Below are 23,205 nucleotides of genomic sequence, written 5' to 3'. Positions count from 1 at the left end.
GATCGGGATAATCAGGAATTCTCGGAAAGCTGGCAAGCCGGTTAGCCTGCAACCGGAACCGCAAGGAGGCCCGACATGTTCGACACCGCGCTGATCTGGGACTGGATCGAATTCGCCATCCGCTGGCTGCATGTCATCACCGGCATCGCCTGGATCGGATCGTCCTTCTATTTCATCGCGCTGGATCTGGGGCTGCAAAAGGTGCCGAACATGCCCCGGGGCGTGCTGGGCGAGGAATGGCAGGTGCATGGCGGGGGCTTCTACCATATCCGCAAATACACCGTCGCCCCCGACCACATGCCCGAGCATCTGACCTGGTTCAAATGGGAGGCTTACGCGACCTGGCTTTCGGGCGCGGCGCTGCTGGCCGTGGTCTACTGGATGGGGGCCGAGCTTTACCTGATCGACTACACCAGGATGGAGTTGACGCAATGGCAGGCCATCGCGCTTTCGGCGGGGTCGCTGGCGGTAGGCTGGATCGCCTATGACCTGCTCTGCCGCAGCAAGCTGGGCCGCCAACCGACAACGCTGATGCTGATCCTGTTCGCTATTCTCGTCGCGATGTCATGGGCTTACACGCAGGTCTTCACGGGGCGGGCGGCGCTTTTGCATCTGGGGGCGTTCACCGGCACGATCATGGTGGCAAACGTGTTTCTGGTCATCATGCCGAACCAGCGGATCGTGGTGGCCGACCTCAAGGCGGGCCGCACCCCCGACCCGAAATATGGCGAGATCGCCAAGTTGCGCTCGATGCACAACAATTACCTGACGCTGCCGGTGATCTTCCTGATGCTGTCGAACCATTACCCGCTGGCCTTTGCCAGCGAGTATAACTGGATCATCGCCAGCCTTGTCTTCCTGATGGGCGTGACGATCCGGCATTATTTCAACACGATGCACGCCCGCAAGGGCCGCCCGACCTGGACATGGGGGGCGACGGCCGCGGTCTTTCTGGCGATCATGGCGCTGTCGGCCGCACCGATGCTGAAGGGTGCGGAACCGGAGCAGGACACCGCCCTGCCCGCCCATCTGGCCCCGGTGGTCGCCGCCGCCCATTTCGCCGAGGTGCGCGAGATCGTCGAGACGCGCTGTGCGATGTGCCATGCCGCCGAACCGCTCTGGCCGGGGCTGGCCACCGCGCCCAGGGGCGTGCGGCTGGAAACCGACGCCCAGATCGCGGCGCAGGCGCGGGCGATCTACCTTCAGGCGGGCATCACCCATGCCATGCCGCCGGGCAACCTGATGCAGATCGAACTGGCCGAACGCGCCCGGATCGTGGCCTGGTATCGCGCGATCGCCACACGGCAGATGGCCCGGGCTGACACCGTTGCGGACCGGGGATAGGACCGCCCCAAGGGCGGTCAGGCAAAGAGCCGCCAGCGGGCCTTGGCCAGGCTGCGGATCACCAGCCCCAGATAGACCAGATCAAGCGCCAGGAAGAACAGCCAGGGCCGCGAGAAGCCAAGCCCGATCCCGATCACGGTAGCGAACATCATCGGCCCGATCAGGCGGCGCGGCACCTTGATCGCCTTGGGCGACAGCGTCTTGAGCTTGGAGATCATCAGAAGCCCGACGATCCCCAGCCACAGCGCCACGACAAGCGGCGCCTCGCGGAAATCGACCACGCCCGCCAGCGTGGCAAAGGCCGGCAGCAGCCCCAGCATCGCCCCCGCAGGCGCCGGAACGCCCAGGAAATAGGGGCTCGACTTGTCGTCCTCCTGCGGTTTGCCCGACATCACGTTGAACCGCGCCAGCCTCAGACATGTCGCGGCGGCAAAGATCAGCACGAAGATCCAGCCGATGCCGCCCGCGGGCGTCAGCAGGTAATGATAGACCAGCACGCCGGGCGCGACGCCGAAGCACAGGAAATCCGACAGCGAATCAAGCTGCGCGCCGATTTCAGATGTCGCCTGAAGCCGCCGCGCGATCAGCCCGTCCAGACCGTCGATAACCGCGGCCAGCAGGATCAGGAACACCGCCGTCGCAAAGCGTTCGTCCATCGCGAAACGGATCGAGGTCAGGCCAAGGCACATCCCGGCCAGCGTGACCATGTTGGGCACCAGTTGCAGGAAGGGCACGCGCTCGACATGGTCGGAATTGGGGTCGGATCTGCGCGTGGAGAAGCGTTTCATGCGCCCCGGTCCCCGGCTGAATTCCGCCCGCCCAGATCCGCGATCACCGTCTCGCCCGCCACCATGGTCTGGCCCAGCGAAACCAGCGGCACAGCCCCTTCGGGCAGGTAGATGTCCAGCCGCGAGCCAAAGCGGATCAGCCCGAACCGCTCGCCCGTGGCAAGGGTCTGGCCCGCCTGGCTCCAGCACAGGATGCGCCGCGCCACCAGCCCCGCGATCTGCACCACGCCATAGCGCCGCCCATCCGCCATTTCCACGGCCAGCCCGTTGCGTTCATTGTCCTCCGACGCCTTGTCGAGCGAGGCATTCAGGAACTTGCCCGGCCGATAGGCGACCTTGGTAATCCGCCCCGCCGCGGGCAGCCGGTTCACATGGCAGTTGAAGACCGACATGAAGACGCAGATCCGCATCATCGGCGCCGAGCCCAGATCAAGCTCGGCGGGCGGCACGGCGGGCCCCATCAGCGAGACCAGCCCATCGGCGGGCGAGACCATGACGCCCGGCCTTTCGGGCACGACGCGCACCGGGTCGCGGAAGAAGTAGTAGACCCAGACCGTCAGGCCCGCGCAGATCCAGCCCAGCGGCGCCCAGATCAGAAAGCCGACCAGCGTGACCGCAAGGCCGATGGCGACGAATTTGCGGCCCTCGGGATGCATGGGCTTGACGAAGGTGGACAGCATCGAGACGGCCATGGGGTTCCCCGTTTCAACAAGATGGCCGTCTCCTTAGCCCAGATGGGCCGGATTGAAAACGCCGGATCGGGTCGCAGGCCGCGCCGGACGGCCCCCTACAAGCTGCGCAGCGCCCGGCGCATGATCTTGCCCGTCGCCGTCATCGGCAGGCTTTCGGCCCGAACCACCCGGCGCGGCGCGACATGGGGGCTGACCTGATCGCGGACGCGCTGGATCAGCACCTCGGCCAGCCCCTCCCATTCCGCGCCCGCGCGCAGTACCACATGGGCCACGACGATTTCGGTGCGCACCGGGTCGGGCTCGCCCACCACGGCGGCCATCACCACGTCGGGATGGCCCATCAGGCAGTTCTCGATCTCGGTCGGGCCGATCCGGTACCCGGCCGAGGTGATCACGTCATCATCGCGCGAAACATAGGTGAAATGCCCGCCCGCGTCGCAGATGCCCAGATCGCCCGTCCGCATCCACTCGCCCGAGAATTTGTCGGCCGTCTTGTCGGGCAGGCCCCAATAGCCCAGGAACATCGAGGCCGCGCCGCGCCTGACCGCGATCTCGCCCAGCGTGCCGGGGGGCACGGGCGCGCCGTCGGCCCCGATCACCGCGACATCGAAACCGGGCGTCGCGCGGCCCATCGCGCCGGGCGGCGCATCCATCAATTCGGGCACGCAGGTCACGACAAGGTTGCATTCGGTCTGGCCGTAGAATTCGCAGATCCCGACCCCCAGCGCCTGCCGCCCCCAGTCCAGAAGATCGGCGCCCAGGCTTTCGCCGCCCGAGCCGACACTGCGCAGGCGCACCCCCGGCGGCACCGACGTCTGGCGCATCAGCTTCAGCGCGGTGGGCGGCAGGAACAGGTTGCGCACGTTGAGCCGCTCGATCAGCGCCCAGGCCTCGGCCGCGTCGAACTTGCGCATCCGGCAGGCCACCAGCGGCACGCCGTAGTAAAGGCAGGGCATCGCCATATCCATCAGCCCGCCGATCCAGGCCCAGTCCGCGGGCGTCCAGCCGCAATCGCCAGGCTGCGGGAAGCCGCGATGGTGCAGCTCGATCGACGGCAGATGGCCGATGAGAAAGCGGTGGGCATGCAGCGCGCCCTTGGGCGGGCCGGTCGTGCCCGACGTGTAGATCAGCACCGCCGGATCCTCGGCCAGCGTGTCGCGCGCCGCCGCAATCGGCGGGGCGACGGCGATCTCGGCCCACAGATCGCGTGCCGGGCCGCCATCAGCCGACAGCACATGCGCCAGATCGGGCAGCCGGTCGCGCAGGGCGGCCAGCTTGACCGCGCCCTCGGCATCGGTCACGACCAGACGCGCGCCGCTATCGGCAAGGCGGTATTCCAGCGCATCCGGGCCGAACAGCGTGAACAGCGGCAGCACGATGGCGCCCAGCTTCATCGCGGCGAAATGCGCCACCAGCACCGCGGGCGATTGCGCCAGCAGCACCGCCACCCGGTCGCCCTTCCCCACGCCCGAGGCCGCCATGACGCTCGCCAGCCGGTCCGAGGCATCCCTGAGCGCGCCATAGCTCCATTCCCGGTCACCGTCAGAGGCGTCGATCACCGCCACGCGGCCCGGATCGCGTTCGGCCCAGTCGTCGCAACAGGCGCGCGCGATGTTGAACCGCTCCGGGATGGTCCAGCGAAAGCCCGCGCGCATCGCGTCCCAGTCGCGCTGGTCGGGCAACAGCCTGCGGTCGCTCATCGGATCATTCTGCGGCATGGATCGCGATCTCGCGCAGCGCGGTCAGCGGTACGCCCAGCGCCCGCATCGCCGGCAGCGAAACCAGCGTGCCTGAACCGGGCGCGGCCGCGCGCGGGCGCAGTTCGACCTGCACGCTGATGCCGGTCACCGGATCGACCAGCCGGCCCGGCCGCACCCGGCTTACCAGCGGCGTCACTGCCCAGAACCCGGGATCGGTCGGATCGCCGAGGCTCGCCACGCTGAGCCCCAGCCGCGCATCGCCCCCACGCGGGGCGGTACGCACCGCTTCGCGCTGGGCGGGCGTCGTCGTATCGAATTCCTCGGCGGTGCGGGCGCTGGTCGGCGGCGGGCGCACGGCTGCAACCGGCACCGCAGGTTCGGCCGGGGGGGCGCTTGGCCCATGCTTCGGAACCGCCGCACAGGCCCCCAGCGCCAGCACCAGACAAAGACCCGCGGTCCTTTTCATCCTGCCTGCCTCCCCTGTTGTTTCGCCCAGCCTAGCCGCTTGATCGCCGGTCCGAAAGACGCTTGCCGCAAGCCTTGGCGGCGCCTACCTTCATATCCATGGGAGAGCCGAAACTTATTGATCCTTTCGCCCGCGCGATCACCTATCTGCGCGTGTCGGTCACGGACCGCTGCGATTTCCGCTGTGTCTATTGCATGGCAGAGAACATGACCTTCCTGCCCAAGCGCGATCTTCTGACGCTCGAGGAACTGGACCGGCTCTGTTCGGCCTTTGTCGGGCTTGGCGTGCGCAAGCTGCGCATCACCGGCGGCGAACCCCTGGTGCGGCGCGATATCCTGACCTTCTTTCGCGCGATGGGCCGGCATCTGGAAACCGGCGCGCTGGACGAACTGACGCTGACCACCAACGGCTCGCAACTGGAACGCTTTGCCGCCGATCTGGCCGCGGCGGGGGTGCGCCGGGTCAATGTCAGCCTGGACACGCTGGACGCGGACAAGTTCGCCCGCGTCACCCGCTGGGGCAAGCTGACCCAGGTGCTGCGCGGGATCGACGCGGCGCAGGCGGCGGGGCTGAGGGTCAAGATCAACACCGTCGCGCTCAAGGGGTTCAACGAGGACGAATTGTTCCCCCTTGTCGACTGGTGCGCCGCGCGCGACATGGACCTGACCTTCATCGAGGTCATGCCGATGGGCGATCTGGGCAACGAGGATCGGGTCGGGCAATACTGGTCGGTGCGCGACGTGCGTGCGCGGCTGGAGGAACACTTCACCACGCTGGATCTTGCCGAACGCTCGGGCGGACCCGCCCGCTATGTGCGGATCGAGGAGACGGGGCAGAAGATCGGCTTCATCACCCCGCTCAGCCACAATTTCTGCGAAAGCTGCAACCGGGTGCGGCTGACCTGCACGGGCGAGCTGTTCATGTGCCTCGGCCAGGAGGATCGCGCCGATCTGCGCGCGCCGCTGCGCGCGCATCCCGAGGATGACGCGCCGCTGGTCAGCGCCATCCGCGCCGCCATCGGCCTGAAACCCAAGGGGCATGATTTCGACTATTCCCGCCAGCGCCCCGATGGCCAGGTCTCGCGGCACATGAGCCATACGGGCGGCTGAGCCCGGGCATAGCGACGCGGCCAGGGGGCACCCATGATCGACAAGCTCGAGATGTTCATCGCGCTGGCGCGCGAGCAGCATTTCGGCCGCGCCGCCGAAGCCTGCGGCGTGACCCAGCCCACGCTGTCGGCCGCGATCAAGCAGCTTGAGGAACAATTGGGCGTGATGCTGGTCTGGCGCGGCTCGCGCTATGGCGGGTTGACGCCCGAAGGCGCGCGGGTGCTGGAACGCGCGCGCAACATCGTCGCCGATGCGCGCGCCCTGCGCGAGGAAATGCGCGCGGTCAAGCAGGGGCTGTCGGGCGATCTGCGCATTGCCGCGATCCCCACCGCGCTGGCCGCCGTCAGCGCCCTGACCCAGCCGCTGGCCGCGCGCCATCCGGGGCTGCGGCTGACGGTGCTTTCGCGCAATTCGGCCGAGATATTGCAGATGCTGGACGATCTTCAGATCGACGCCGGGATCACCTATCTGGACAACGAACCGCTGGGCCGGGTCACGACCCTGCCGCTTTATTCCGAGCATTACAATCTGGTGCTGCGCGCCGACGATCCGCTGGCCACGCGCGGCGCGCTGACATGGGCCGAGGCTGCGGGGCTGTCGCTGTGCCTGCTGACGCCCGACATGCAGAACCGCCGCATCGTCGATCGCCACATGGCCGAGGTGGGCGCATGCCTGCGGCCGCGGCTAGAATCGAACTCGATCATCACGCTGATCGCCCATGTCCAGTCGGGCGGCTGGGCCACGATCCTGCCCCGGCGCAGCGCAGCGCCCTTTCTGGATGGCGGCGGGCTGGTCGCGCTGCCGCTGACCGAGCCCGAGGCCGAGCATCAGGTGGGCCTTGTCGCGCCGCATCGCGAACCCCACACGCCGGTTCTGGCTGCCCTGCTGGATGCCGCGCGACGGGCACAGTTCTGATAGAAAATTCCTATCGACCGACGAATCCCCGGCATTGATCCGTCGCGCCCCGTTTTGGCACACTATCGTATGCCAGGAGGAGAGCGCGCATGACCCGGGAGGAGACCCCCAACGCCCTGCGGGCGCGCGAGATCGCGGCCGCGCATGCCGGGATGGATGGACCGCTCTTGCCGGTTCTGCATGCCGTGCAGCATGCGCTGGGACATATCCCGCGCGAGACGCTGGCGCCCATGGCCGAGGAACTGGACCTCAGCCTGGCCGAAATTCACGGGGTCATCAGCTTTTACCCCGATTTCCGCACCGAGCCGGGCGGGCGGCGCATGCTCAAGCTCTGCCGCGCCGAAGCCTGTCAGGCCATGGGTGCCGAGGCGTTGGGCGACGAACTGCGCGCGCGGCTTGGGGTCGACTGGCATGGCACCACGGCTGACGGCGCCGTGACGCTGGAGCCGGTCTATTGCCTTGGCCTGTGCGCCTGCGGTCCCGCCGCGCTGGTCGATGAGACGCCGGTGGCCCGCGCCACGCCCGAACGGCTGGAACGGCTTGCGCGCGAGGTGACGGGATGAGCCTGACGCTCTATCTGCCCAAGGATTCCGCCGCGCTGGCCCTGGGCGCCGACGAGGTCGCCGCCGCGCTGACCCGCGAGGCAAGCGCGCGTGGGGTGGCGTTGCGGCTGATCCGCACCGGTTCGCGCGGGATGGTGTGGCTGGAACCCCTGCTCGAGATCGAGCGCGACGGCGTGCGCCACGGCTTCGGGCCACTTGAAGTTTCGGATGTAACGAACCTTTTCGAAAACAGATTCCGCCATCACCCCAAGGCACTCGGCCCGGTCGAGGCGATCCCCTTTCTGGCCCGCCAGACCCGCCTGACCTTTGCCCGCTGCGGCGTGATCGACCCGCTGGATCTGGACGCCTATCGCGCCCATGGCGGGCTGAGGGGGCTGGAACGCGCACGCGACATGGCACCCGCAGAGATCGTGGCCGAGGTGACCGCCTCGGGCCTGCGCGGGCGGGGCGGCGCGGGCTTTCCCACCGGCATCAAGTGGAAGACGGTTCTGGAGGCCGAGGGGCCGCAGAAACACATCGTCTGCAATGCCGACGAAGGCGACAGCGGCACATTCGCCGACCGCATGCTGATGGAGGGCGATCCGTTCTGCCTGATCGAGGGTATGGCGATTGCCGGTCTGGCGGTCGGGGCCAGCCGCGGCCATGTCTATTGCCGCTCGGAATATCCCCATGCGATCAGGACGTTCGGGGCCGCTCTTGATGTTTCGCGCGGGGCCGGTCTGCTGGGCCGGGGCTTCGATATCGAACTGCGCGTCGGCGCGGGATCCTATGTCTGCGGCGAGGAAACCGCGCTTCTGAACTCGATGGAGGGCAAGCGCGGCACGGTCCGGGCGAAACCGCCCCTGCCGGCGCACAAGGGTTTCATGGGGCGGCCCACGGTCGTCAACAACGTGATCTCGCTGGCCTCGGTGCCGGTGATCCTGGCCGAAGGGGCAGAGGTCTACAAATCCTTCGGGCTGGGCCGGTCGCTGGGCACGGTGCCCTTGCAGATCGCGGGCAATGTGAAACATGGCGGGCTGTTCGAGGCGGCCTTCGGCATGACGATCCGCGAACTGATCGAGGATGTCTGCGGCGGCACCGCCTCGGGGCGCCCGGTCAAGGCGGTGCAGATCGGCGGCCCCTTGGGTGCCTATTTCCCGGTCTCGCTGTTCGACACGCCGCTGGGCTACGAGGAATGCGACGCGGCGGGCGGGCTGATCGGCCATGCCGGGATCGTCGTCTTCGACGACAGCGCCGACATGGGGCGGATGGCGCGCTTTGCGATGGAATTCTGCGCGGTCGAAAGCTGCGGCACCTGCACGCCCTGCCGCATCGGCGCGGTGCGCGGCATGGAAACCATCGACCGCATCCTTGCGGGCGACCCGGCGGCACCGGCGATCCTGGCGGATCTGTGCGAGACGATGCGCGACGGCTCGCTCTGCGCGCTGGGGGGCTTCACGCCCTACCCCGTCGAAAGCGCGCTGCGGCATTTCCCCGAGGATTTCATGGCGAGACAGGAGGCCGCGGAATGAAGGACTTCATCCTGCCCGATCCCGATTTCGGCACACCCGCGTGGGCCTCGGACCGGACCGTGACGCTGAGCATCGACGGCTTCGAGGTGACGGTGCCCGAGGGGACCAGCGTGATGCGCGCCGCCGCCGAACTGGGCATCGAGATCCCGAAGCTTTGCGCCACCGACAGCGTGGAGCCCATCGGGTCCTGCCGGCTCTGCATGGTCGAGATCGAGGGTCGGCGCGGCACGCCCGCTTCCTGCACCACGCCGGTCGCGCCGGGCATGAAGGTGCATACCCAGACGCCCAAGGTCGCGCAACTGCGCCGGGGCGTGATGGAGCTTTACATCTCGGACCACCCGCTTGACTGCCTGACCTGCGCGGCGAATGGCGATTGCCAGTTGCAGGACATGGCGGGCGCGGTGGGCCTGCGCGAGGTGCGCTATGCGCCGGGCGCCAACCATTTCCAGACGCGCCAGAACGGCGAGGACAACCCGCGTTACACGCCCAAGGACCAGTCCAACCCCTATTTCACCTATGATCCGTCGAAATGCATCGCCTGCTATCGCTGCGTGCGCGCCTGCGAGGAAGTGCAGGGCACCTTTGCCCTGACCGTGGAGGGGCGCGGCTTCGAGGCGCGGATCTCGGCGGGCGGCAGCGATTTCCTGTCCTCGGATTGCGTCAGTTGCGGCGCCTGCGTTCAAGCCTGCCCGACCGCGACCTTGCAGGAGAAATCCGTCATCGAGACGGGCACGCCCGACCGCGCCGTGATCACCACCTGCGCCTATTGCGGCGTGGGATGCAGCTTCCGCGCCGAGATGAAGGGCGACCAGCTTGTGCGGATGGTGCCCTGGAAGGCGGGCAAGGCGAACCGGGGGCATAGCTGCGTCAAGGGCCGCTTTGCCTATGGCTACGCCACCCATCCCGACCGCATCCTGAACCCGATGATCCGCAACACGATCGACGAGCCGTGGCGCGAAGTGAGCTGGGAAGAAGCCTTCGGCTTTGCCGCGCGGAAATTCCGCGCCATCCAGCAGGAACACGGGATCGGCGCCATCGGCGGCATCACCTCGTCGCGCTGCACGAACGAGGAAACCTTCCTCGTGCAGAAGCTGATCCGCCAGGTCTTTGGCAACAACAACGTCGATACCTGCGCGCGGGTCTGTCATTCGCCCACGGGCTACGGGCTGAAGACGACCTTCGGCACCTCGGCGGGCACGCAGGATTTCGACAGCGTCGAACAGGCCGATGTGGTCCTGGTGATCGGCGCGAACCCGACCGACGGGCACCCGGTCTTTGCCAGCCGCCTGAAGAAGCGGCTGCGGCAGGGGGCAAAGCTGATCGTGGCCGATCCGCGCCGGATCGACCTGGTGCGCGGGCCGCATGTGCGGGCCGCCCATCACCTGCCGCTGCGGCCGGGCACCAATGTCGCGCTGCTGACCGCGATGGCGCATGTGATCGTGACCGAGGGGCTGACGGCCGATGCCTTCATCCGCGAACGCTGCGAGATCGACGCCTATCAGGACTGGGCCGGTTTCGTCGCCGAGGACCGCCACAGCCCCGAAGCGACCGAGGCGCTGACCGGTGTTCCGGCCGGGGATGTGCGCAAGGCCGCACGGCTTTACGCCACGGGCGGCAATGCGGCGATCTATTACGGGCTGGGCGTGACCGAACACAGCCAAGGCTCGACCACCGTGATGGCGATTGCCAACCTTGCCATGGCAACCGGCAATGTCGGGCGCCCCGGTGTGGGCGTAAACCCGTTGCGCGGGCAGAACAACGTGCAGGGCTCGTGCGACATGGGGTCTTTCCCGCATGAATTGCCGGGCTATCGCCATGTCCATGACGATGCGGCGCGCGGGCTTTACGAACGGCTCTGGAACGTCACGATCTCGGACGAACCGGGGCTGCGCATCCCCAACATGCTGGATGCGGCCGTGGGGGGCACGTTCAAGGGCATCTACATCCAGGGCGAGGACATCCTGCAATCGGACCCGGACACGCGGCATGTGGCCTCGGGGCTGGCGGCTATGGATTGCGTGGTGGTCCATGACCTGTTCCTGAACGAGACCGCGAATTACGCCCATGTCTTCCTGCCCGGCTCGACCTTCCTGGAAAAGGACGGCACCTTCACCAATGCCGAGCGGCGGATCAACCGCGTCCGCCGGGTCATGGCGCCGCTGACCGGGATGGCCGACTGGGAGGTGACGCAGGCACTGGCCAACGCCATGGGCGCGGACTGGGCCTATGCGCATCCGTCCGAGATCATGGCGGAAATCGCGGCGACGACCCCCAGTTTCGCGGGCGTCAGCTATGACCTGCTGGACCGCGAGGGATCGGTGCAATGGCCCTGCAACGCGGCGGCACCCCTTGGCACGCCGATCATGCATGAGGGCGGGTTCGTGCGCGGCAAGGGGCTGTTCGTCGTCACCGATTACGTGCCGACCGACGAGCGCACCGGGCCGCGCTATCCGCTGTTGCTGACCACGGGGCGGATCCTGAGCCAGTACAATGTGGGCGCCCAGACAAGGCGGACGCCGAACACCATCTGGCACGCGGCCGACATGCTGGAGATCCATCCCCACGATGCCGAAACCCGCGGCATCACGGATGGTTGCTGGGTGCGGCTGGCCTCGCGCTCGGGCGAAACGACGCTGAAGGCGACGCTGTCCGATCGCGTCAGCCCGGGCGTGGTCTATACCACCTTCCACCACCCCGAGACGCAGGCCAATGTCGTCACCTCGGACTATTCCGACTGGGCGACGAACTGCCCGGAATACAAGGTGACGGCGGTGCAGGTCTCGCCCTCGAACGGCCCGTCCGAATGGCAGCAGACCTATGCCGAGCGCGCCCGCGCCGCCCGGCGCATCCTGCCGGCCGCGGAATGAGCGCGGGCGCCACCAGAACCACGGCGCTGGCCGTGGGCCCCGGCGGGGCCGAACGGGCGGGCCGCAGCCTTGCCCGCGAGGTTCCGGTGGCGCTGTCCTATGATGGCACGACCCATGCCGTGATGCTGGCAAGCCCGCTGGATCCGGAGGATTTCGCGCTGGGCTTTTCGCTGTCCGAAGGCATCGTCACCGAACCGGGCCAGATCGAGCGGATCGAGCGGATCGAGCATGCCGAGGGGATCGAGCTGCGCATGTGGCTGGCCCCGGGCCTGGGCGCGCGGCTTCTGGAACGGCGCCGCGCGATGGCGGGGCCGGTGGGCTGCGGGCTCTGCGGCATCGACAGCCTGAAAGAGGCCAGCCGCCCCCTGCCCCCGCTGCCGACCGGCGGGATACGACTGGCCGAGGGCGACATCGCCCGGGCAATCACCGCGCTGGCGCTGGCCCAGCCGCTGCACGCGGAAACGCGGGCGATGCACGCGGCGGGGTTCTGGACGCCGGGCGAAGGGCTGATCGCGGCGCGCGAGGATGTGGGGCGGCACAACGCGCTCGACAAGCTGGTGGGTGCGCTGGCGCGGGCCGGACGCGATGCCTCGGGCGGTGCGATCGTGATGACCTCGCGTGTCTCGATCGAGCTGGTCCAGAAGGCGGTTCTGGCCCGCGCCCCCATCCTGATCGCCGTCTCTGCCCCTACCGACCGCGCCGCCGCGGCGGCCGAGGCGGCGGGGCTTACGCTGATCGCACGCGCCCGCGGCGCGGGCTTTGACATTCACACCCATCCCGACCGGATCGCATTGACAGAGGTACCCCATGACGCCTGAGAAACTGACCTACATGGCCAACCAGATCGCCACCGCCTTTGCCCGGCGGCCCGAGGACGAGGCGGTGGCCGCCATCGCCGAGCATATCGACGCCTTCTGGGGACCGGGGATGCGGGCCGAGCTTCTGGCTCTGGCCGAAGCCGGTGCGCCGGAACTCTCGCCCCGGGTCGCCCGCGCGGCACACCTGATCCGCAGGCCGCAAGCGGCATAGGCCGTGATCGGCCCGTTCCGGGCCGATTCAGGTATCTGAACCAGAAAGAAGACGCGGCGCTTCTGCATTGCGAAGCGCCGCGATTACCGTGGGGCGGTTCGGGGCGATCAGGCCAGGCGGCTGATGACCACCGTCACCTCGGGGCGCTTGCCGATCTCGTTCTCGGTGGTGCGCCGGGTCAGGATGCCCAGATCCTTTTCCAGCAGATCCTCGTCGGCCAGCACCCGGTCATCGGCGCGGGCGAGGAACCGCTCCAGCGCCTGTTCCAGCACCTCGGAGAGCGGCGCGCCGCCCGGCACGGTTTCGGGCAGGCCCGAAAGTTCCACCCAGGGCTCGCCCAGCGGCGCATCGTCCTCGTCGAAGATCAGCGTCACCGTGACATGCCCGTTCAGCGCCATGCGGATACGGTCGCGCACGACCCCGTCCAGCGCCCCGATCTGCACCTTGCCGTCCAGATAGGTGCGGCCCGTCTCGACATGGCCCGCCACGACCGGCACCGCGCCGCTGAGGTCCAGCATCGTGCCATTCGGCGCAAGGGCCGCGGCAAGCCCGTTCTCGGCCGCCAGCTTGACGTGCTCGCGCAGATGCCTGTGTTCGCCATGCATCGGCACCACGACCTGCGGCGCCATCAGCTTGTGGATCGTGGACAGGTCGGGCCGGTTCGCATGGCCCGAGACATGGTAGAGATCGGCGCCGTCATCGACCACATCGACCCCCATCTCGGAGAAGGAATTGACGATGCGCAGCACGTCGCGCTCGTTGCCGGGGATGGTCTTGGAGGAGAACAGGAACAGATCGCCCTCTTTCAGTTCCAGCCCCAGATACTTGCCGCGCGACAATTGCGCCGAGGCCGCGCGCCGTTCGCCCTGGCTGCCGGTGACGATCAGCATCAGGTTCTCGCGCGGGATGCCGGCGGCCATTTCGGGCGGCACGGTCGGCGGGAAATCGGTCAGCACGCCCGACTCGACGCCCGCCTCGATCATCCGCCGCATCGCCCGGCCCATGAGACAGACCGACCGGCCCGCCTCGCGCCCCGCGATGGCCAGCGTGCGCACCCGGGCGATGTTCGAGGCGAAGGTGGTCGCCACCACCATGCGCGGCGCGCGTTCCACCAACTGGCGGATGGCGGGGCCCAGCGTTGCCTCGGACCGGCCGGGATGGGGCGAGAAGACATTGGTGGAATCGCAGGTCAGCACCTTGACGCCGGGTTTGGCCACCTCCTCCCACAGCGCGCGGTCAAAGGGCTCGCCCACCAGCGGCGTGGGGTCGAGCTTGAAATCGCCGGTATGCACGATGCGGCCCGCCGGGCTGTCGATCACCAGTGCCGAGCTTTCCGGGATCGAATGCGACACCGGCAGGAAGGACACGGTGAACGGCCCCGCCGAAATGCGATGCGGCCAGGGTTCGGCCACGCTGACCCTGACGGGATCCTGTCCGCGTTCCTCCATCTTGCGGCAGGCATGCAGCGCGGTGAAGGGGCGGGCATGGACCGGTGCGCGCAGCCGCGGCCAGCCAAGCCCCAGCGCGCCCACATGGTCCTCATGGGCATGGGTGATGAAGATCGCCTCCAGCCGGTCGCGGCGCTCCTCGAGCCAGGCGATATCGGCATAGATCAGATCGACCCCGGGCGAGGTATCCATGTTGGGAAAGGTCACACCCAGATCGACAAGGATCAGACGCTCCTGCCCCGGCGCGCCGTAGCCGTAGACATAGGCGTTCATCCCGATTTCCCCGGCACCGCCGAGCGGAAGGTAGATCAGTCTTTCGCTGCTCATTCTGCCCCGTTTTCCTTGTTGTAGGCATGGATCACGGTCAGGCCGTGCATGGTCAGGTCGTCTTCGACCGTGTCAAATAGAACGTCGCCCTGGGCGAACAACGGAGCCAGCCCGCCGGTGCCGACAACGCGCATCGGCGCCTCGTATTCGGCGCGAATCCGCGCACAGATCTCGCGCACCAGCCCGACATAGCCCCAGAACACGCCCGACTGCATGCAGGCAACCGTATTGGTGCCGATTACCTGCTGCGGGCGCGTCACGTCGACATGGGGCAGCGCAGCGGCGGCCATGTGCAGCGCCTCCAGCGACAGGTTCACGCCGGGCGCGATCACGCCGCCGATATAGGCCCCGTCATGGGCCACCACGTCAAAGGTGGTCGCCGTGCCGAAATCGACCACGATCAGATCGCCGCCATGGCGATCGAAGGCACCAGCCGCGTTCACCAGCCGGTCGGGGCCGACATTGGTGCCCTGATCCACCCGCGGCGGATGCGGCAGCAGGCAGTCGGGCTTGCCCACCACCAGCGGGCGCGCGTTGAAATAGCGGTCAGCAAAGACGCGCAGGTTGAAGACGACGCGCGGCACGGTGGACGAGATGATGACATCGGTGATGCGCATCTCGATCCGGTGATGTTGCAGAAGCGTCGAGAACCAGACGAAATACTGGTCCGCCGTGCGGGTATGCTCGGTCGCGGTCCTGAGCGTGCACAGGAACCGCGCGCCATCCCAGATCGAGAAGACGGTATTGGTATTGCCGCAATCGATGCACAGAAGCATGGGCAGCCCTTCAGAAGAACACGTCGGCCGCGGCGATGCTGCGCCGCCCGCCCGCCGTCTCTAGGACAAGCTGGCCGTCCTCGTCCACCATGACAAAGGTCCCGGCCAACTCCTCGGTGCCGGTGCGCGCGGTGATGGTCTGGCCCAGCCGCGCGGCGCGGTCCAGCCAGGCGGCGCGCAGCGGGCCGAAGCCGTGGCGACGAAAGAACCGGTCCTGGTGGGCGAAATGTTCGGCGAGGAAGGCCAGGAATTCCAGCGGATCGACCGGTTCGCCCGTCAGTTCGGCCAGCGTGACGGGGGCCAGCCCGCGCGGTTCCAGCGCCACCGCCGCGGGCGCGGTGTTCAGGTTCACCCCGATCCCGATGGACAGCCGCGCGACGCGCCCCCCCGACCCGTCCGATTCCAGCAGGATGCCCGCCAGCTTGCCACCCCGCAGCAGCACGTCATTGGGCCATTTCAGCGCGATCTGCGCATGGTCGTCCACATAGGCCGTCAGCGTCGCGAACAGCGCGTAGGAGGCGACGAAGGAATAGAGGGCTGCCTGCGCGGGCGGGCAGCCGGGGTCGATGACCAGCGTGGCCGACAGGTTGCCCTCGGGCGCGGCCCAGGCCCGGCCGCGGCGACCCACCGCGGCATTCTGGCGGCGGGCGACGATCCAGGTTGGTCGCGGCAGCGGCGCGCGGCGGCGGGCCTCGGCCATGGTGCTGTCGACCTCGTCGAGCAGGATCAGGTCATGGCCCGACGGCCAGTGCCAGCCGCCCTGCCCGGCGCCGGGCTCAGTTGACAAGGGTCTGCGCCGCGCTCAGTGCCAGCCCCTCGATCCCGAACAGGTTGATGACCCCGGCCACCATCGCAAAGGCCGAGACCATCAGGAACCCCCACAGGACGGGGGGCATCGCGCCATCCAGCCGCGCCTCGCCCTCTTCGCCGAAATACATGTAGAAGACGATGCGCAGGTAGTAGAACGCCCCCACGACCGAGGCGATCACCCCCGCCACCGCCAGCCACACGAGCCCCGCATCGACCGCTGCACGCACGACATAGAACTTGCCGAAGAAGCCCACCAGCGGCGGCACGCCCGCCAGGCTGAACAGCAGGACCAGCATCGCCAGCGCCTTGGCCGGTTCGCGCGAGGCGAACATGTTGAGGCTGCGGATATCGGTCACGGGCTGGCCATCCTTCTGCATCGAAAGGATGAAGGCAAAGGTGCCCACGCTCATGGTGATGTAGATCGCCATGTAGACCAGCATCGCCTGCACACCCAGTTGCGTGCCCGCCGCCAGACCCATCAGCGCATAGCCCATATGCGCGATCGAGGAATAGGCCATCAGCCGCTTGATGTTGCGCTGCCCGATCGCGGCAACCGCGCCCAGCGCCATCGACAGCAGCGACAGCACCGCGATCACCTGCCCCCAATCGCCCGGCACGGAGCCGAACGCCTCGTGCAGCACGCGGGCGAACAGCGCCATGGACGCCATCTTGGGCGCGGTCGCGAAGAAGGCGGTGACCGGAGTCGGCGCCCCCTCATAGACATCGGGCGTCCACATGTGGAACGGCACCGCCGAAACCTTGAAGGCAAGCCCGGTGATCAGGAACACGAGCCCGATCAACAGGCCCAGCGGCATCTCGCCTCCCTCGATGGTCGAGAGGATGCCGGCAAACAGCGTCGTGCCCGAATAGCCATAGATCAGCGAGGCGCCGTAAAGCAGCAGGCCCGAGGAAAGCGCGCCGAGGACGAAATATTTCAGCCCGGCCTCGGTCGATCTGAGGCTGTCGCGCCGCATCGCCGCCACGACATAAAGCGCCAGCGCCTGCAATTCGAGGCCCATGTAAAGCGTCATCAGGTCGGCGGCCGAGACCATCAGCATCATGCCGACCACGGCCAGCGTGATGAGGATGGGAAACTCGAACATCAGGGCGCGCGAGCGGCGCAGATGCTCGGTGCTCATCAGCAGCACCGCCCCCGCCGAGATCAGGATCACCACCTTGGCAAAGCGCGCGAAAGCGTCGTCCACGATAGCGCCGCCAAAGGCGATGCGGGTTCCGCCCGCGCTCATCCCCAACCAGACGGCGAGGCCGAAGAAGACCGCCGAAGTGGTCCAGATCAGGACCGGCGCGGCCTTGTCCTTGGCGGTGTAGACCGCCGCCAGAAGCGCGACCATGGCATAGACCGCCAGCGCAATCTCGGGCAGCACAACGGAAAGATCGTCAGAGATCATCGCGGTCCCCTCAGTTCTGCGCCAGCCGCGTGGCGGCCTCGGCCGCGTTCAGCGCGGTCTGGTAGTTGGACAACAGCGCCTCGACCGAGGGGCCGACGATATCGGTGACGAGCGCCGGGTAGACGCCCAGAAGCAGCGTCATCGCCACCAGCGGCGCAAAGATCGCCCGTTCGCGCAGGTTCATGTCGCGGATCGCCTTGAGGCTTTCCTTGATGAGCCCGCCGAACACAACCCGGCGATAAAGCCACAGCGCATAGCCCGCCGACAGGATCACGCCCGTACAGGCCACCGCAGCGACCCAGGTGTTCACCTGGAACACGCCCGCCAGCGTCAGGAACTCGCCCACGAAGCCCGATGTGCCGGGCAGCCCGACATTGGCCATGGTGAACAGCATGAAGACGAAGGCATAGGCCGGCATCCGGTTCACGAGCCCGCCATAGGCGTCGATCTCGCGCGTGTGCATCCGGTCATAGAGCACGCCGACGCACAGGAACAGCGCGCCCGAGATGAAGCCGTGGCTGATCATCTGGAAGATCGCCCCGTCCACGCCCTGCTGGTTCGCGGCAAAGATGCCCATGGTCACGAAGCCCATATGCGCGACCGAGGAATAGGCGATCAGCTTCTTCATGTCGGACTGCGCCAGCGCCACGAGCGAGGCATATACCACCGCGATGGCCGAGAGCCAGAACACCAGCGGCGCCCAGATGTCGGAGGCGACCGGGAACATCGGCAGGCTGAAGCGCAGGAAGCCGTAGCCCCCCATCTTCAGCAGGATCGCGGCCAGCACGACCGACCCCGCGGTGGGCGCCTGGACGTGGGCATCGGGCAGCCAGGTATGGACCGGCCACATCGGCATCTTGACCGCGAAACTGGCGAAGAAGGCCAGCCACAGCAGCGTCTGCATGCCGCCCACGATCTCGCGTCCCGCAAAGGACAGGCTGCCCGCGCTGAATTCATGGCGCAGGAGCGTGGGAATGTCGGTGGTGCCCGCATCGACGAACATCGCCACCATCGCCACCAGCATCAGCACCGAGCCGAGGAAGGTGTAGAGGAAGAACTTGAAGGTGGCATAGATGCGTTCCTTGCCGCCCCAGATGCCGATGATCAGGAACATCGGGATCAGCCCGCCCTCGAAGAACAGGTAGAACAGCACCAGATCAAGCGCGGTGAAGACGCCGATCATCAGCGTTTCCAGCACGAGAAACGCGATCATGTATTCCTTGACGCGATGGGTCACGTCCCAGCAGGCCGCGATGGTCAGCGGCATGAGGAACGTCGTCAGCATCACGAACAGCACCGAAATGCCGTCCACGCCCATCTTGTAGCGCAGCCCCATCAGCCATTCCCGGTCCTCGACGAACTGGAACTCGGGGTTCGACGGATCGAAACCGAACAGCACGAAGAGCGAGATCAGGAAGGTCGCGGTGGTCGCGATCAGCGCCAGCCACTTGGCGTTCCGCTGCGCCGCCGCATCCTCTCCGCGCAGGAACACGGCCAGGATCAGGGCGGCGATCAGCGGCGTGAAGATGATGATCGACAGAAGGTTTTCCATCACTCAGCCCCCCCGGTCAGCATCATCCAGGTGATGAGAAGGGCAATGCCGATCACCATCGCAAAGGCGTAGTGGTAAAGGTAACCCGATTGCAGCCGTCCCGCGACGCGGGTGAAGAACGGCACGATCCCCATCGAGACCCCGTTCACCGCGCCGTCGATCACGCTGCCATCGCCCCCTTTCCACAAGGCGCGGCCGATGCTTTTCGCCGGGCGCACGAAGATGGCGTCGAACAGCTCGTCGAAATACCACTTGTTGAGCAGGAACAGATAAAGCGGCCGGAAGCTTCGCGCCGTGCGTTCGGGCAGGCCGGGGGCGCCGATATAGAACATGTAGGCGATCCCGAGCCCCAGCAGCATCGCCAGGAAGGGCGCGGACTTGACCCATTTCGGGGCAGCCTTTGCCTGCGCCATCACGTCATTGTCCGGCGCCATGTAAAGCGCGCCCTGACCGGGCAGCGCATGCTCGGGCATGCCGTCGACCGCGGCAATCTCTGGGCTGGGGATGCCGTAGAAGCGGTTGACCTGGTCCTGGCTGCCGAAGAAGCCCGAGAACCAGACCATGCCCGCGACCACCGCGCCCAGGCTCAGCACGCCCAGCGGGATCAGCATGGTCCTGGAGCTTTCATGAGCATGTTCGTGGGTGTGCTTGTCGCCCCGGGGCGTGCCCCAGAAGGTCAGGAACATCAGCCGCCAGGAATAGAAGCTGGTCATGGCCGCAGCGAACACCAGCGTCCAGAACGCCCAGGTCGCCCCGCCGCCCCAGGCGCTTTCGATGATCGCGTCCTTCGACAGGAAGCCGGCAAAGCCGATATGGGTCAGCGGGATCCCGACCCCGGTGATCGCCAGCGTGCCGATCAGCATGGCCCAGAAGGTATAGGGGATCTTGTCCTTCAACCCGCCATAGCGGCGCATGTCCTGTTCGTGGTGCATCGCATGGATGACCGAGCCCGCGCCAAGGAACAGAAGCGCCTTGAAGAAGGCATGGGTGAACAGGTGGAACATCGCCGCCGAATAGACGCCTACGCCCACCGCAACGAACATGTAGCCCAGTTGCGAACAGGTCGAATAGGCGATCACCCGCTTGATGTCGTTCTGCACCAGCCCCACGGTCGCGGCAAAGAAGGCGGTCGCGGCCCCCACCACCACGATCATGGTCTGCGCATCGGGGGCGAATTCCAGGATGGGCGACATGCGCGACATCAGGAACACCCCCGCCGTCACCATGGTCGCGGCGTGGATCAGGGCGGAAACTGGCGTCGGCCCCTCCATCGCGTCGGGCAGCCAGGTGTGCAGCAGCAGTTGCGCAGACTTGCCCATCGCCCCGATGAACAGCAGCACGCCCACCACATTGGCCGCGTTCCAGGTGCCGTTGAGGAAGGTCAGATCGGTCTGCGCGATGGTCGGCGCGGCGGCGAAGATGTCGTCGAAATTGACCGAGTCGACCAGGAAGAACAGCGCGAAGATGCCCAGAAGGAAGCCGAAATCGCCCACCCGGTTGACCACGAAGGCCTTGATCGCGGCGGCATTGGCCGAGGGCTTGCGGTAATAGAACCCGATCAGCAGGTACGAAGCGACGCCCACCCCTTCCCAGCCGAAGAAAAGCTGCACGATGTTGTCCGCCGTCACCAGTGCCAGCATGGTGAAGGTGAAGAAGGACAGATAGGCGAAGAAGCGCGGCTTGTAGACCTCGCCCTCGCGCCATTCGGGGTCGTGGTCCATGTAGCCGAAGCTGTAGAGATGGACGAAGGCCGAGACGGTCGTCACCACCACCAGCATGATCGCGGTCAGCCGATCCACCCGGATCGCCCAGTCGGCGACCATGCTGCCGCTTTCGATCCAGCGAAAGATCTCGACCTGCCGCGTCACGCCATCAAAGCCCAGGAAAACCACCCAGGAGAACAGCATCGCCAGGAAGACAAGGCCCGTCGTGGTCCAGAGTGCTGCCTTTTCGCCAAGGAAACGCCAGCCGAACCCGCACAGGATCGCGCCGATCAGGGGGGCAAAGAGGATGATCTTTTCCATGCGCCTACCCCTTCATCACGTTGACATCGTCCACCGCGATGGACCCGCGGTTGCGGTAGAAGCACACAAGGATCGCAAGGCCGATGGCGGCCTCGGCGGCGGCGACGGTCAGCACGAACATGGTGAACACCTGCCCCACCAGATCGCCCAGATAGGCCGAAAAGGCGACAAGGTTGATGTTGACCGACAGCAGCATCAGTTCGATCGACATCAGGATGACGATGACATTCTTGCGGTTCGCGAAGATGCCGAAGACGGCGATGACGAAAAGCGCCGCGGCCACCGTCAGGTAATGTTCCAGTCCGATCATTCCGTCCCTCCGGGCGTCCCTGCCCGCCTGTTCTTGCGATCCGGGGTCAAAGACCCTGCCCCGGTTTCACGTCCTTCAGTTCCATCGCCCGCGCCGGATCGCGATACATCTGCGCCAGCACGTCCTGCCGCTTGACATCGGTCCGGTGGCGCAGCGTCAGCACGATCGCCCCGATCATCGCCACCAGCAGGATCAGCCCCGCGGCCTGGAACAGGTGAATATACTGGTCGTAAAGCAGGTTCCCCAGCGCCTTGGTGTTGTGGATCTCGGCCGGGTCGGGCGTGGGGGCGCCGCGCAATTGCGCCGCCCCGTCAGAGCTTTGCCAGACGCCGAACACCATCACGAGCTGCGCCAGGAACACCGCCCCGATCAGCGCCGCGATGGGGAAATAGGCCGCCATCCGGGCCTTGAGCTCGGAGAAATCGACATCGAGCATCATCACCACGAACAGGAACAGCACCGCCACCGCGCCGACATAGACGATGACCAGGAGCATCGCCACGAACTCGGCCCCCAGCAGCACGAACAGCCCCGCCGAGGACAGGAAGGCCAGGATCAGCCACAGCACCGAATGGACCGGGTTGCGCGCCAGCACCACGAACAGCCCCGAGGCAACGGTGACCGAGGCAAAGCAGTAGAATGCGAAATCCGCGACGCTCATCCGCCGTCCTCCTCGTTCCTGTGGCGCTCGTCGAACACGCTTTGCGCCAGTTCCAGCGCGCGCGTCATCGCCGGGATCCCGCCCAGCATCGCCATCTGATAGATCACCTCGGCGATCTCGCGTTCGGTAGCCCCCGCTTCGAGCGCATGGCGCACGGTCAGCTTGAACTGCGTGTCGGCCTGCGCGCCCAGCACCGTCAGCCCCGCCAGCACCACCAGCAGCCGCGTCTTGGCATCCAGCCCCTCGCGGTTGAAGGTATTGCCCCACATCATCTCGATGAAGTCCTTGGGCATGGTGGGGATCAGCTTGTCGAAGCCATGCACCTGAAAACTTTCCAGCGCCGGGTTGAAGGCGCGGGCCATCTTGTGGCTTTGCTCGAGCATCTGTTCGAAGAGTTTGGCGTATCCGCTCATCGGTAGGGTGCATCCAGTTCGAGGTTGCGGGCGATCTCTGCCTCCCAGCGTTCGCCGTTCTCAAGCAGTTTCTGCTTGTCGTAGAACAGTTCCTCGCGGGTTTCGGTGGCGAACTCGAAATTCGGGCCTTCGACGATGGCATCCACCGGGCAGGCTTCCTGGCAAAAGCCGCAATAGATGCATTTCGTCATGTCGATGTCATAGCGCGTGGTCCGCCTGCTGCCATCCTCGCGCGGTTCGGCGTCGATGGTGATGGCCTGGGCCGGGCAGATCGCCTCGCACAGCTTGCAGGCGATGCAGCGTTCCTCGCCATTGGGATAGCGGCGCAGCGCATGTTCGCCGCGGAAGCGCGGCGACAGCGGCCCCTTTTCATGCGGGTAGTTCAGCGTGGTCTTGGGGGCGAGGAAGTATTTCATCCCCAGCTTGAAGCCCACGAGGAAATCCATCAGCAGGAAGTATTTCCCGGCGCGTTTCCAGTCGATTGCGGTCAT

General features: G+C 66.8%; 22 protein-coding genes. 8 read left to right on the top strand and 14 right to left on the bottom strand.

Annotated elements, in window-relative coordinates; all coding sequences use genetic code 11:
- The first annotated feature begins 75 nt into the window (after nucleotides 1-75).
- Nucleotides 76-1,344 carry a urate hydroxylase PuuD gene (locus GH815_RS03265; RefSeq protein WP_153747322.1) on the top strand — a complete coding sequence of 423 codons (1,269 nt, stop codon included), beginning with the start codon at nucleotides 76-78 and terminating at the stop codon, nucleotides 1,342-1,344.
- A 17-nt stretch (nucleotides 1,345-1,361) separates the two neighbouring features.
- Here GH815_RS03265 and GH815_RS03260 read toward each other — a convergent pair whose 3' ends face one another.
- From GH815_RS03260 to GH815_RS03245, 4 genes are all read right to left on the bottom strand, one after another.
- Nucleotides 1,362-2,132 carry a CDP-alcohol phosphatidyltransferase family protein gene (locus GH815_RS03260; protein WP_153747321.1) on the bottom strand — a complete coding sequence of 257 codons (771 nt, stop codon included), beginning with the start codon at nucleotides 2,130-2,132 and terminating at the stop codon, nucleotides 1,362-1,364.
- A complete protein-coding gene (locus GH815_RS03255) occupies nucleotides 2,129-2,824 on the bottom strand; it encodes a phosphatidylserine decarboxylase (protein WP_153747320.1) in 696 nt (231 codons plus the stop codon). The genes GH815_RS03260 and GH815_RS03255 overlap by 4 nt, the downstream gene beginning before the upstream one ends.
- Nucleotides 2,825-2,919: 95 nt before the next feature.
- Nucleotides 2,920-4,524 carry an AMP-binding protein gene (locus tag GH815_RS03250; RefSeq protein ID WP_246176296.1) on the bottom strand — a complete coding sequence of 535 codons (1,605 nt, stop codon included), beginning with the start codon at nucleotides 4,522-4,524 and terminating at the stop codon, nucleotides 2,920-2,922.
- Between the two features lie 4 nt (nucleotides 4,525-4,528).
- Entirely contained in the window at nucleotides 4,529-4,990 is a 462-nt protein-coding gene (locus GH815_RS03245; protein ID WP_153747319.1) for a D-galactarate dehydratase, read from the bottom strand.
- 98 nt (nucleotides 4,991-5,088) lie between these two features.
- Here GH815_RS03245 and moaA point away from each other — a divergent pair, with 98 nt between their 5' ends.
- The 7 genes from moaA to GH815_RS03210 all read left to right on the top strand — a co-directional run bounded on the left by moaA (nucleotide 5,089) and on the right by GH815_RS03210 (nucleotide 12,984).
- A complete protein-coding gene (moaA, locus tag GH815_RS03240; protein WP_153747318.1) occupies nucleotides 5,089-6,099 on the top strand; it encodes a GTP 3',8-cyclase MoaA in 1,011 nt (336 codons plus the stop codon).
- A 33-nt stretch (nucleotides 6,100-6,132) separates the two neighbouring features.
- Complete coding sequence (locus GH815_RS03235; RefSeq protein WP_153747317.1) at nucleotides 6,133-7,014, top strand: LysR family transcriptional regulator; 882 nt, start codon at nucleotides 6,133-6,135, stop codon at nucleotides 7,012-7,014.
- A gap of 89 nt (nucleotides 7,015-7,103) precedes the next feature.
- On the top strand, nucleotides 7,104-7,577 hold the full coding sequence (locus tag GH815_RS03230; RefSeq protein ID WP_153747316.1) for a formate dehydrogenase subunit gamma: 474 nt from the start codon (nucleotides 7,104-7,106) through the stop codon (nucleotides 7,575-7,577).
- A 2-nt stretch (nucleotides 7,578-7,579) separates the two neighbouring features.
- Nucleotides 7,580-9,088: a formate dehydrogenase beta subunit gene (locus GH815_RS03225; RefSeq protein WP_153747452.1), complete on the top strand. Its 1,509-nt coding sequence runs from the start codon at nucleotides 7,580-7,582 to the stop codon at nucleotides 9,086-9,088.
- Nucleotides 9,085-11,955 (top strand): formate dehydrogenase subunit alpha, encoded by a 2,871-nt coding sequence (gene fdhF, locus GH815_RS03220; RefSeq protein ID WP_153747315.1) that lies wholly within the window; start codon nucleotides 9,085-9,087, stop codon nucleotides 11,953-11,955. The genes GH815_RS03225 and fdhF overlap by 4 nt, the downstream gene beginning before the upstream one ends.
- Nucleotides 11,952-12,773, top strand: coding sequence for a formate dehydrogenase accessory sulfurtransferase FdhD (gene fdhD / locus GH815_RS03215; protein WP_153747314.1), 822 nt, complete (start codon nucleotides 11,952-11,954; stop codon nucleotides 12,771-12,773). The genes fdhF and fdhD overlap by 4 nt, the downstream gene beginning before the upstream one ends.
- Nucleotides 12,763-12,984, top strand: a complete 222-nt coding sequence (locus GH815_RS03210; protein ID WP_153747313.1) for a formate dehydrogenase subunit delta — start codon at nucleotides 12,763-12,765, stop codon at nucleotides 12,982-12,984. The genes fdhD and GH815_RS03210 overlap by 11 nt, the downstream gene beginning before the upstream one ends.
- A 107-nt stretch (nucleotides 12,985-13,091) precedes the next feature.
- Here the strand turns inward: GH815_RS03210 and GH815_RS03205 are convergent, their stop codons facing one another.
- Genes GH815_RS03205 through nuoI form a run of 10 tightly spaced genes read right to left on the bottom strand, consistent with a single transcriptional unit; the run spans nucleotide 13,092 to nucleotide 23,205 of the window.
- Nucleotides 13,092-14,759 (bottom strand): ribonuclease J, encoded by a 1,668-nt coding sequence (locus GH815_RS03205; RefSeq protein ID WP_153747312.1) that lies wholly within the window; start codon nucleotides 14,757-14,759, stop codon nucleotides 13,092-13,094.
- The gene (locus tag GH815_RS03200; RefSeq protein WP_153747311.1) at nucleotides 14,756-15,535 is read right to left on the bottom strand and encodes a type III pantothenate kinase; all 780 of its coding nucleotides are present in this window, start codon (nucleotides 15,533-15,535) and stop codon (nucleotides 14,756-14,758) included. The genes GH815_RS03205 and GH815_RS03200 overlap by 4 nt, the downstream gene beginning before the upstream one ends.
- A 10-nt stretch (nucleotides 15,536-15,545) precedes the next feature.
- Nucleotides 15,546-16,322: a biotin--[acetyl-CoA-carboxylase] ligase gene (locus GH815_RS03195; RefSeq protein WP_153747310.1), complete on the bottom strand. Its 777-nt coding sequence runs from the start codon at nucleotides 16,320-16,322 to the stop codon at nucleotides 15,546-15,548.
- The gene (gene nuoN, locus GH815_RS03190; protein WP_153747309.1) at nucleotides 16,312-17,754 is read right to left on the bottom strand and encodes an NADH-quinone oxidoreductase subunit NuoN; all 1,443 of its coding nucleotides are present in this window, start codon (nucleotides 17,752-17,754) and stop codon (nucleotides 16,312-16,314) included. The genes GH815_RS03195 and nuoN overlap by 11 nt, the downstream gene beginning before the upstream one ends.
- 10 nt (nucleotides 17,755-17,764) lie before the next feature.
- Complete coding sequence (locus GH815_RS03185; RefSeq protein ID WP_153747308.1) at nucleotides 17,765-19,306, bottom strand: NADH-quinone oxidoreductase subunit M; 1,542 nt, start codon at nucleotides 19,304-19,306, stop codon at nucleotides 17,765-17,767.
- A complete protein-coding gene (gene nuoL / locus GH815_RS03180; RefSeq protein WP_153747307.1) occupies nucleotides 19,306-21,330 on the bottom strand; it encodes an NADH-quinone oxidoreductase subunit L in 2,025 nt (674 codons plus the stop codon). The genes GH815_RS03185 and nuoL overlap by 1 nt, the downstream gene beginning before the upstream one ends.
- A gap of 4 nt (nucleotides 21,331-21,334) precedes the next feature.
- A complete protein-coding gene (nuoK, locus tag GH815_RS03175; RefSeq protein WP_153747306.1) occupies nucleotides 21,335-21,640 on the bottom strand; it encodes an NADH-quinone oxidoreductase subunit NuoK in 306 nt (101 codons plus the stop codon).
- Nucleotides 21,641-21,686: 46 nt separating this feature from the next.
- On the bottom strand, nucleotides 21,687-22,301 hold the full coding sequence (locus GH815_RS03170) for an NADH-quinone oxidoreductase subunit J (protein WP_153747305.1): 615 nt from the start codon (nucleotides 22,299-22,301) through the stop codon (nucleotides 21,687-21,689).
- Nucleotides 22,298-22,714 carry a carboxymuconolactone decarboxylase family protein gene (locus GH815_RS03165; protein ID WP_153747304.1) on the bottom strand — a complete coding sequence of 139 codons (417 nt, stop codon included), beginning with the start codon at nucleotides 22,712-22,714 and terminating at the stop codon, nucleotides 22,298-22,300. Before GH815_RS03165 ends, GH815_RS03170 begins: the two co-directional genes overlap by 4 nt.
- On the bottom strand, nucleotides 22,711-23,205 hold the full coding sequence (nuoI, locus tag GH815_RS03160) for an NADH-quinone oxidoreductase subunit NuoI (protein WP_153747303.1): 495 nt from the start codon (nucleotides 23,203-23,205) through the stop codon (nucleotides 22,711-22,713). Before nuoI ends, GH815_RS03165 begins: the two co-directional genes overlap by 4 nt.

Origin of the sequence: Rhodovulum strictum (genome assembly GCF_009649175.1) — a bacterium.
In the GTDB taxonomy this organism is placed as follows: domain Bacteria; phylum Pseudomonadota; class Alphaproteobacteria; order Rhodobacterales; family Rhodobacteraceae; genus Rhodovulum; species Rhodovulum strictum.
Note: the sequence above shows the minus strand (reverse complement) of the source record. Positions and strands in the feature narration are given on the sequence as shown.

Coding starts and splice junctions, on each gene's coding strand:
- GH815_RS03265 (WP_153747322.1), top strand. CDS start 76: ATGTTCGACACCGCGCTGATCTGGGACTGGATCGAATTCGCCATCCGC.
- GH815_RS03260 (WP_153747321.1), bottom strand. CDS start 2,132: ATGAAACGCTTCTCCACGCGCAGATCCGACCCCAATTCCGACCATGTC.
- GH815_RS03255 (WP_153747320.1), bottom strand. CDS start 2,824: ATGGCCGTCTCGATGCTGTCCACCTTCGTCAAGCCCATGCATCCCGAG.
- GH815_RS03250 (WP_246176296.1), bottom strand. CDS start 4,524: ATGAGCGACCGCAGGCTGTTGCCCGACCAGCGCGACTGGGACGCGATG.
- GH815_RS03245 (WP_153747319.1), bottom strand. CDS start 4,990: ATGAAAAGGACCGCGGGTCTTTGTCTGGTGCTGGCGCTGGGGGCCTGT.
- moaA (WP_153747318.1), top strand. CDS start 5,089: ATGGGAGAGCCGAAACTTATTGATCCTTTCGCCCGCGCGATCACCTAT.
- GH815_RS03235 (WP_153747317.1), top strand. CDS start 6,133: ATGATCGACAAGCTCGAGATGTTCATCGCGCTGGCGCGCGAGCAGCAT.
- GH815_RS03230 (WP_153747316.1), top strand. CDS start 7,104: ATGACCCGGGAGGAGACCCCCAACGCCCTGCGGGCGCGCGAGATCGCG.
- fdhF (WP_153747315.1), top strand. CDS start 9,085: ATGAAGGACTTCATCCTGCCCGATCCCGATTTCGGCACACCCGCGTGG.
- fdhD (WP_153747314.1), top strand. CDS start 11,952: ATGAGCGCGGGCGCCACCAGAACCACGGCGCTGGCCGTGGGCCCCGGC.
- GH815_RS03210 (WP_153747313.1), top strand. CDS start 12,763: ATGACGCCTGAGAAACTGACCTACATGGCCAACCAGATCGCCACCGCC.
- GH815_RS03205 (WP_153747312.1), bottom strand. CDS start 14,759: ATGAGCAGCGAAAGACTGATCTACCTTCCGCTCGGCGGTGCCGGGGAA.
- GH815_RS03200 (WP_153747311.1), bottom strand. CDS start 15,535: ATGCTTCTGTGCATCGATTGCGGCAATACCAATACCGTCTTCTCGATC.
- nuoN (WP_153747309.1), bottom strand. CDS start 17,754: ATGATCTCTGACGATCTTTCCGTTGTGCTGCCCGAGATTGCGCTGGCG.
- GH815_RS03185 (WP_153747308.1), bottom strand. CDS start 19,306: ATGGAAAACCTTCTGTCGATCATCATCTTCACGCCGCTGATCGCCGCC.
- nuoL (WP_153747307.1), bottom strand. CDS start 21,330: ATGGAAAAGATCATCCTCTTTGCCCCCCTGATCGGCGCGATCCTGTGC.
- nuoK (WP_153747306.1), bottom strand. CDS start 21,640: ATGATCGGACTGGAACATTACCTGACGGTGGCCGCGGCGCTTTTCGTC.
- GH815_RS03170 (WP_153747305.1), bottom strand. CDS start 22,301: ATGAGCGTCGCGGATTTCGCATTCTACTGCTTTGCCTCGGTCACCGTT.
- GH815_RS03165 (WP_153747304.1), bottom strand. CDS start 22,714: ATGAGCGGATACGCCAAACTCTTCGAACAGATGCTCGAGCAAAGCCAC.
- nuoI (WP_153747303.1), bottom strand. CDS start 23,205: ATGACCGCAATCGACTGGAAACGCGCCGGGAAATACTTCCTGCTGATG.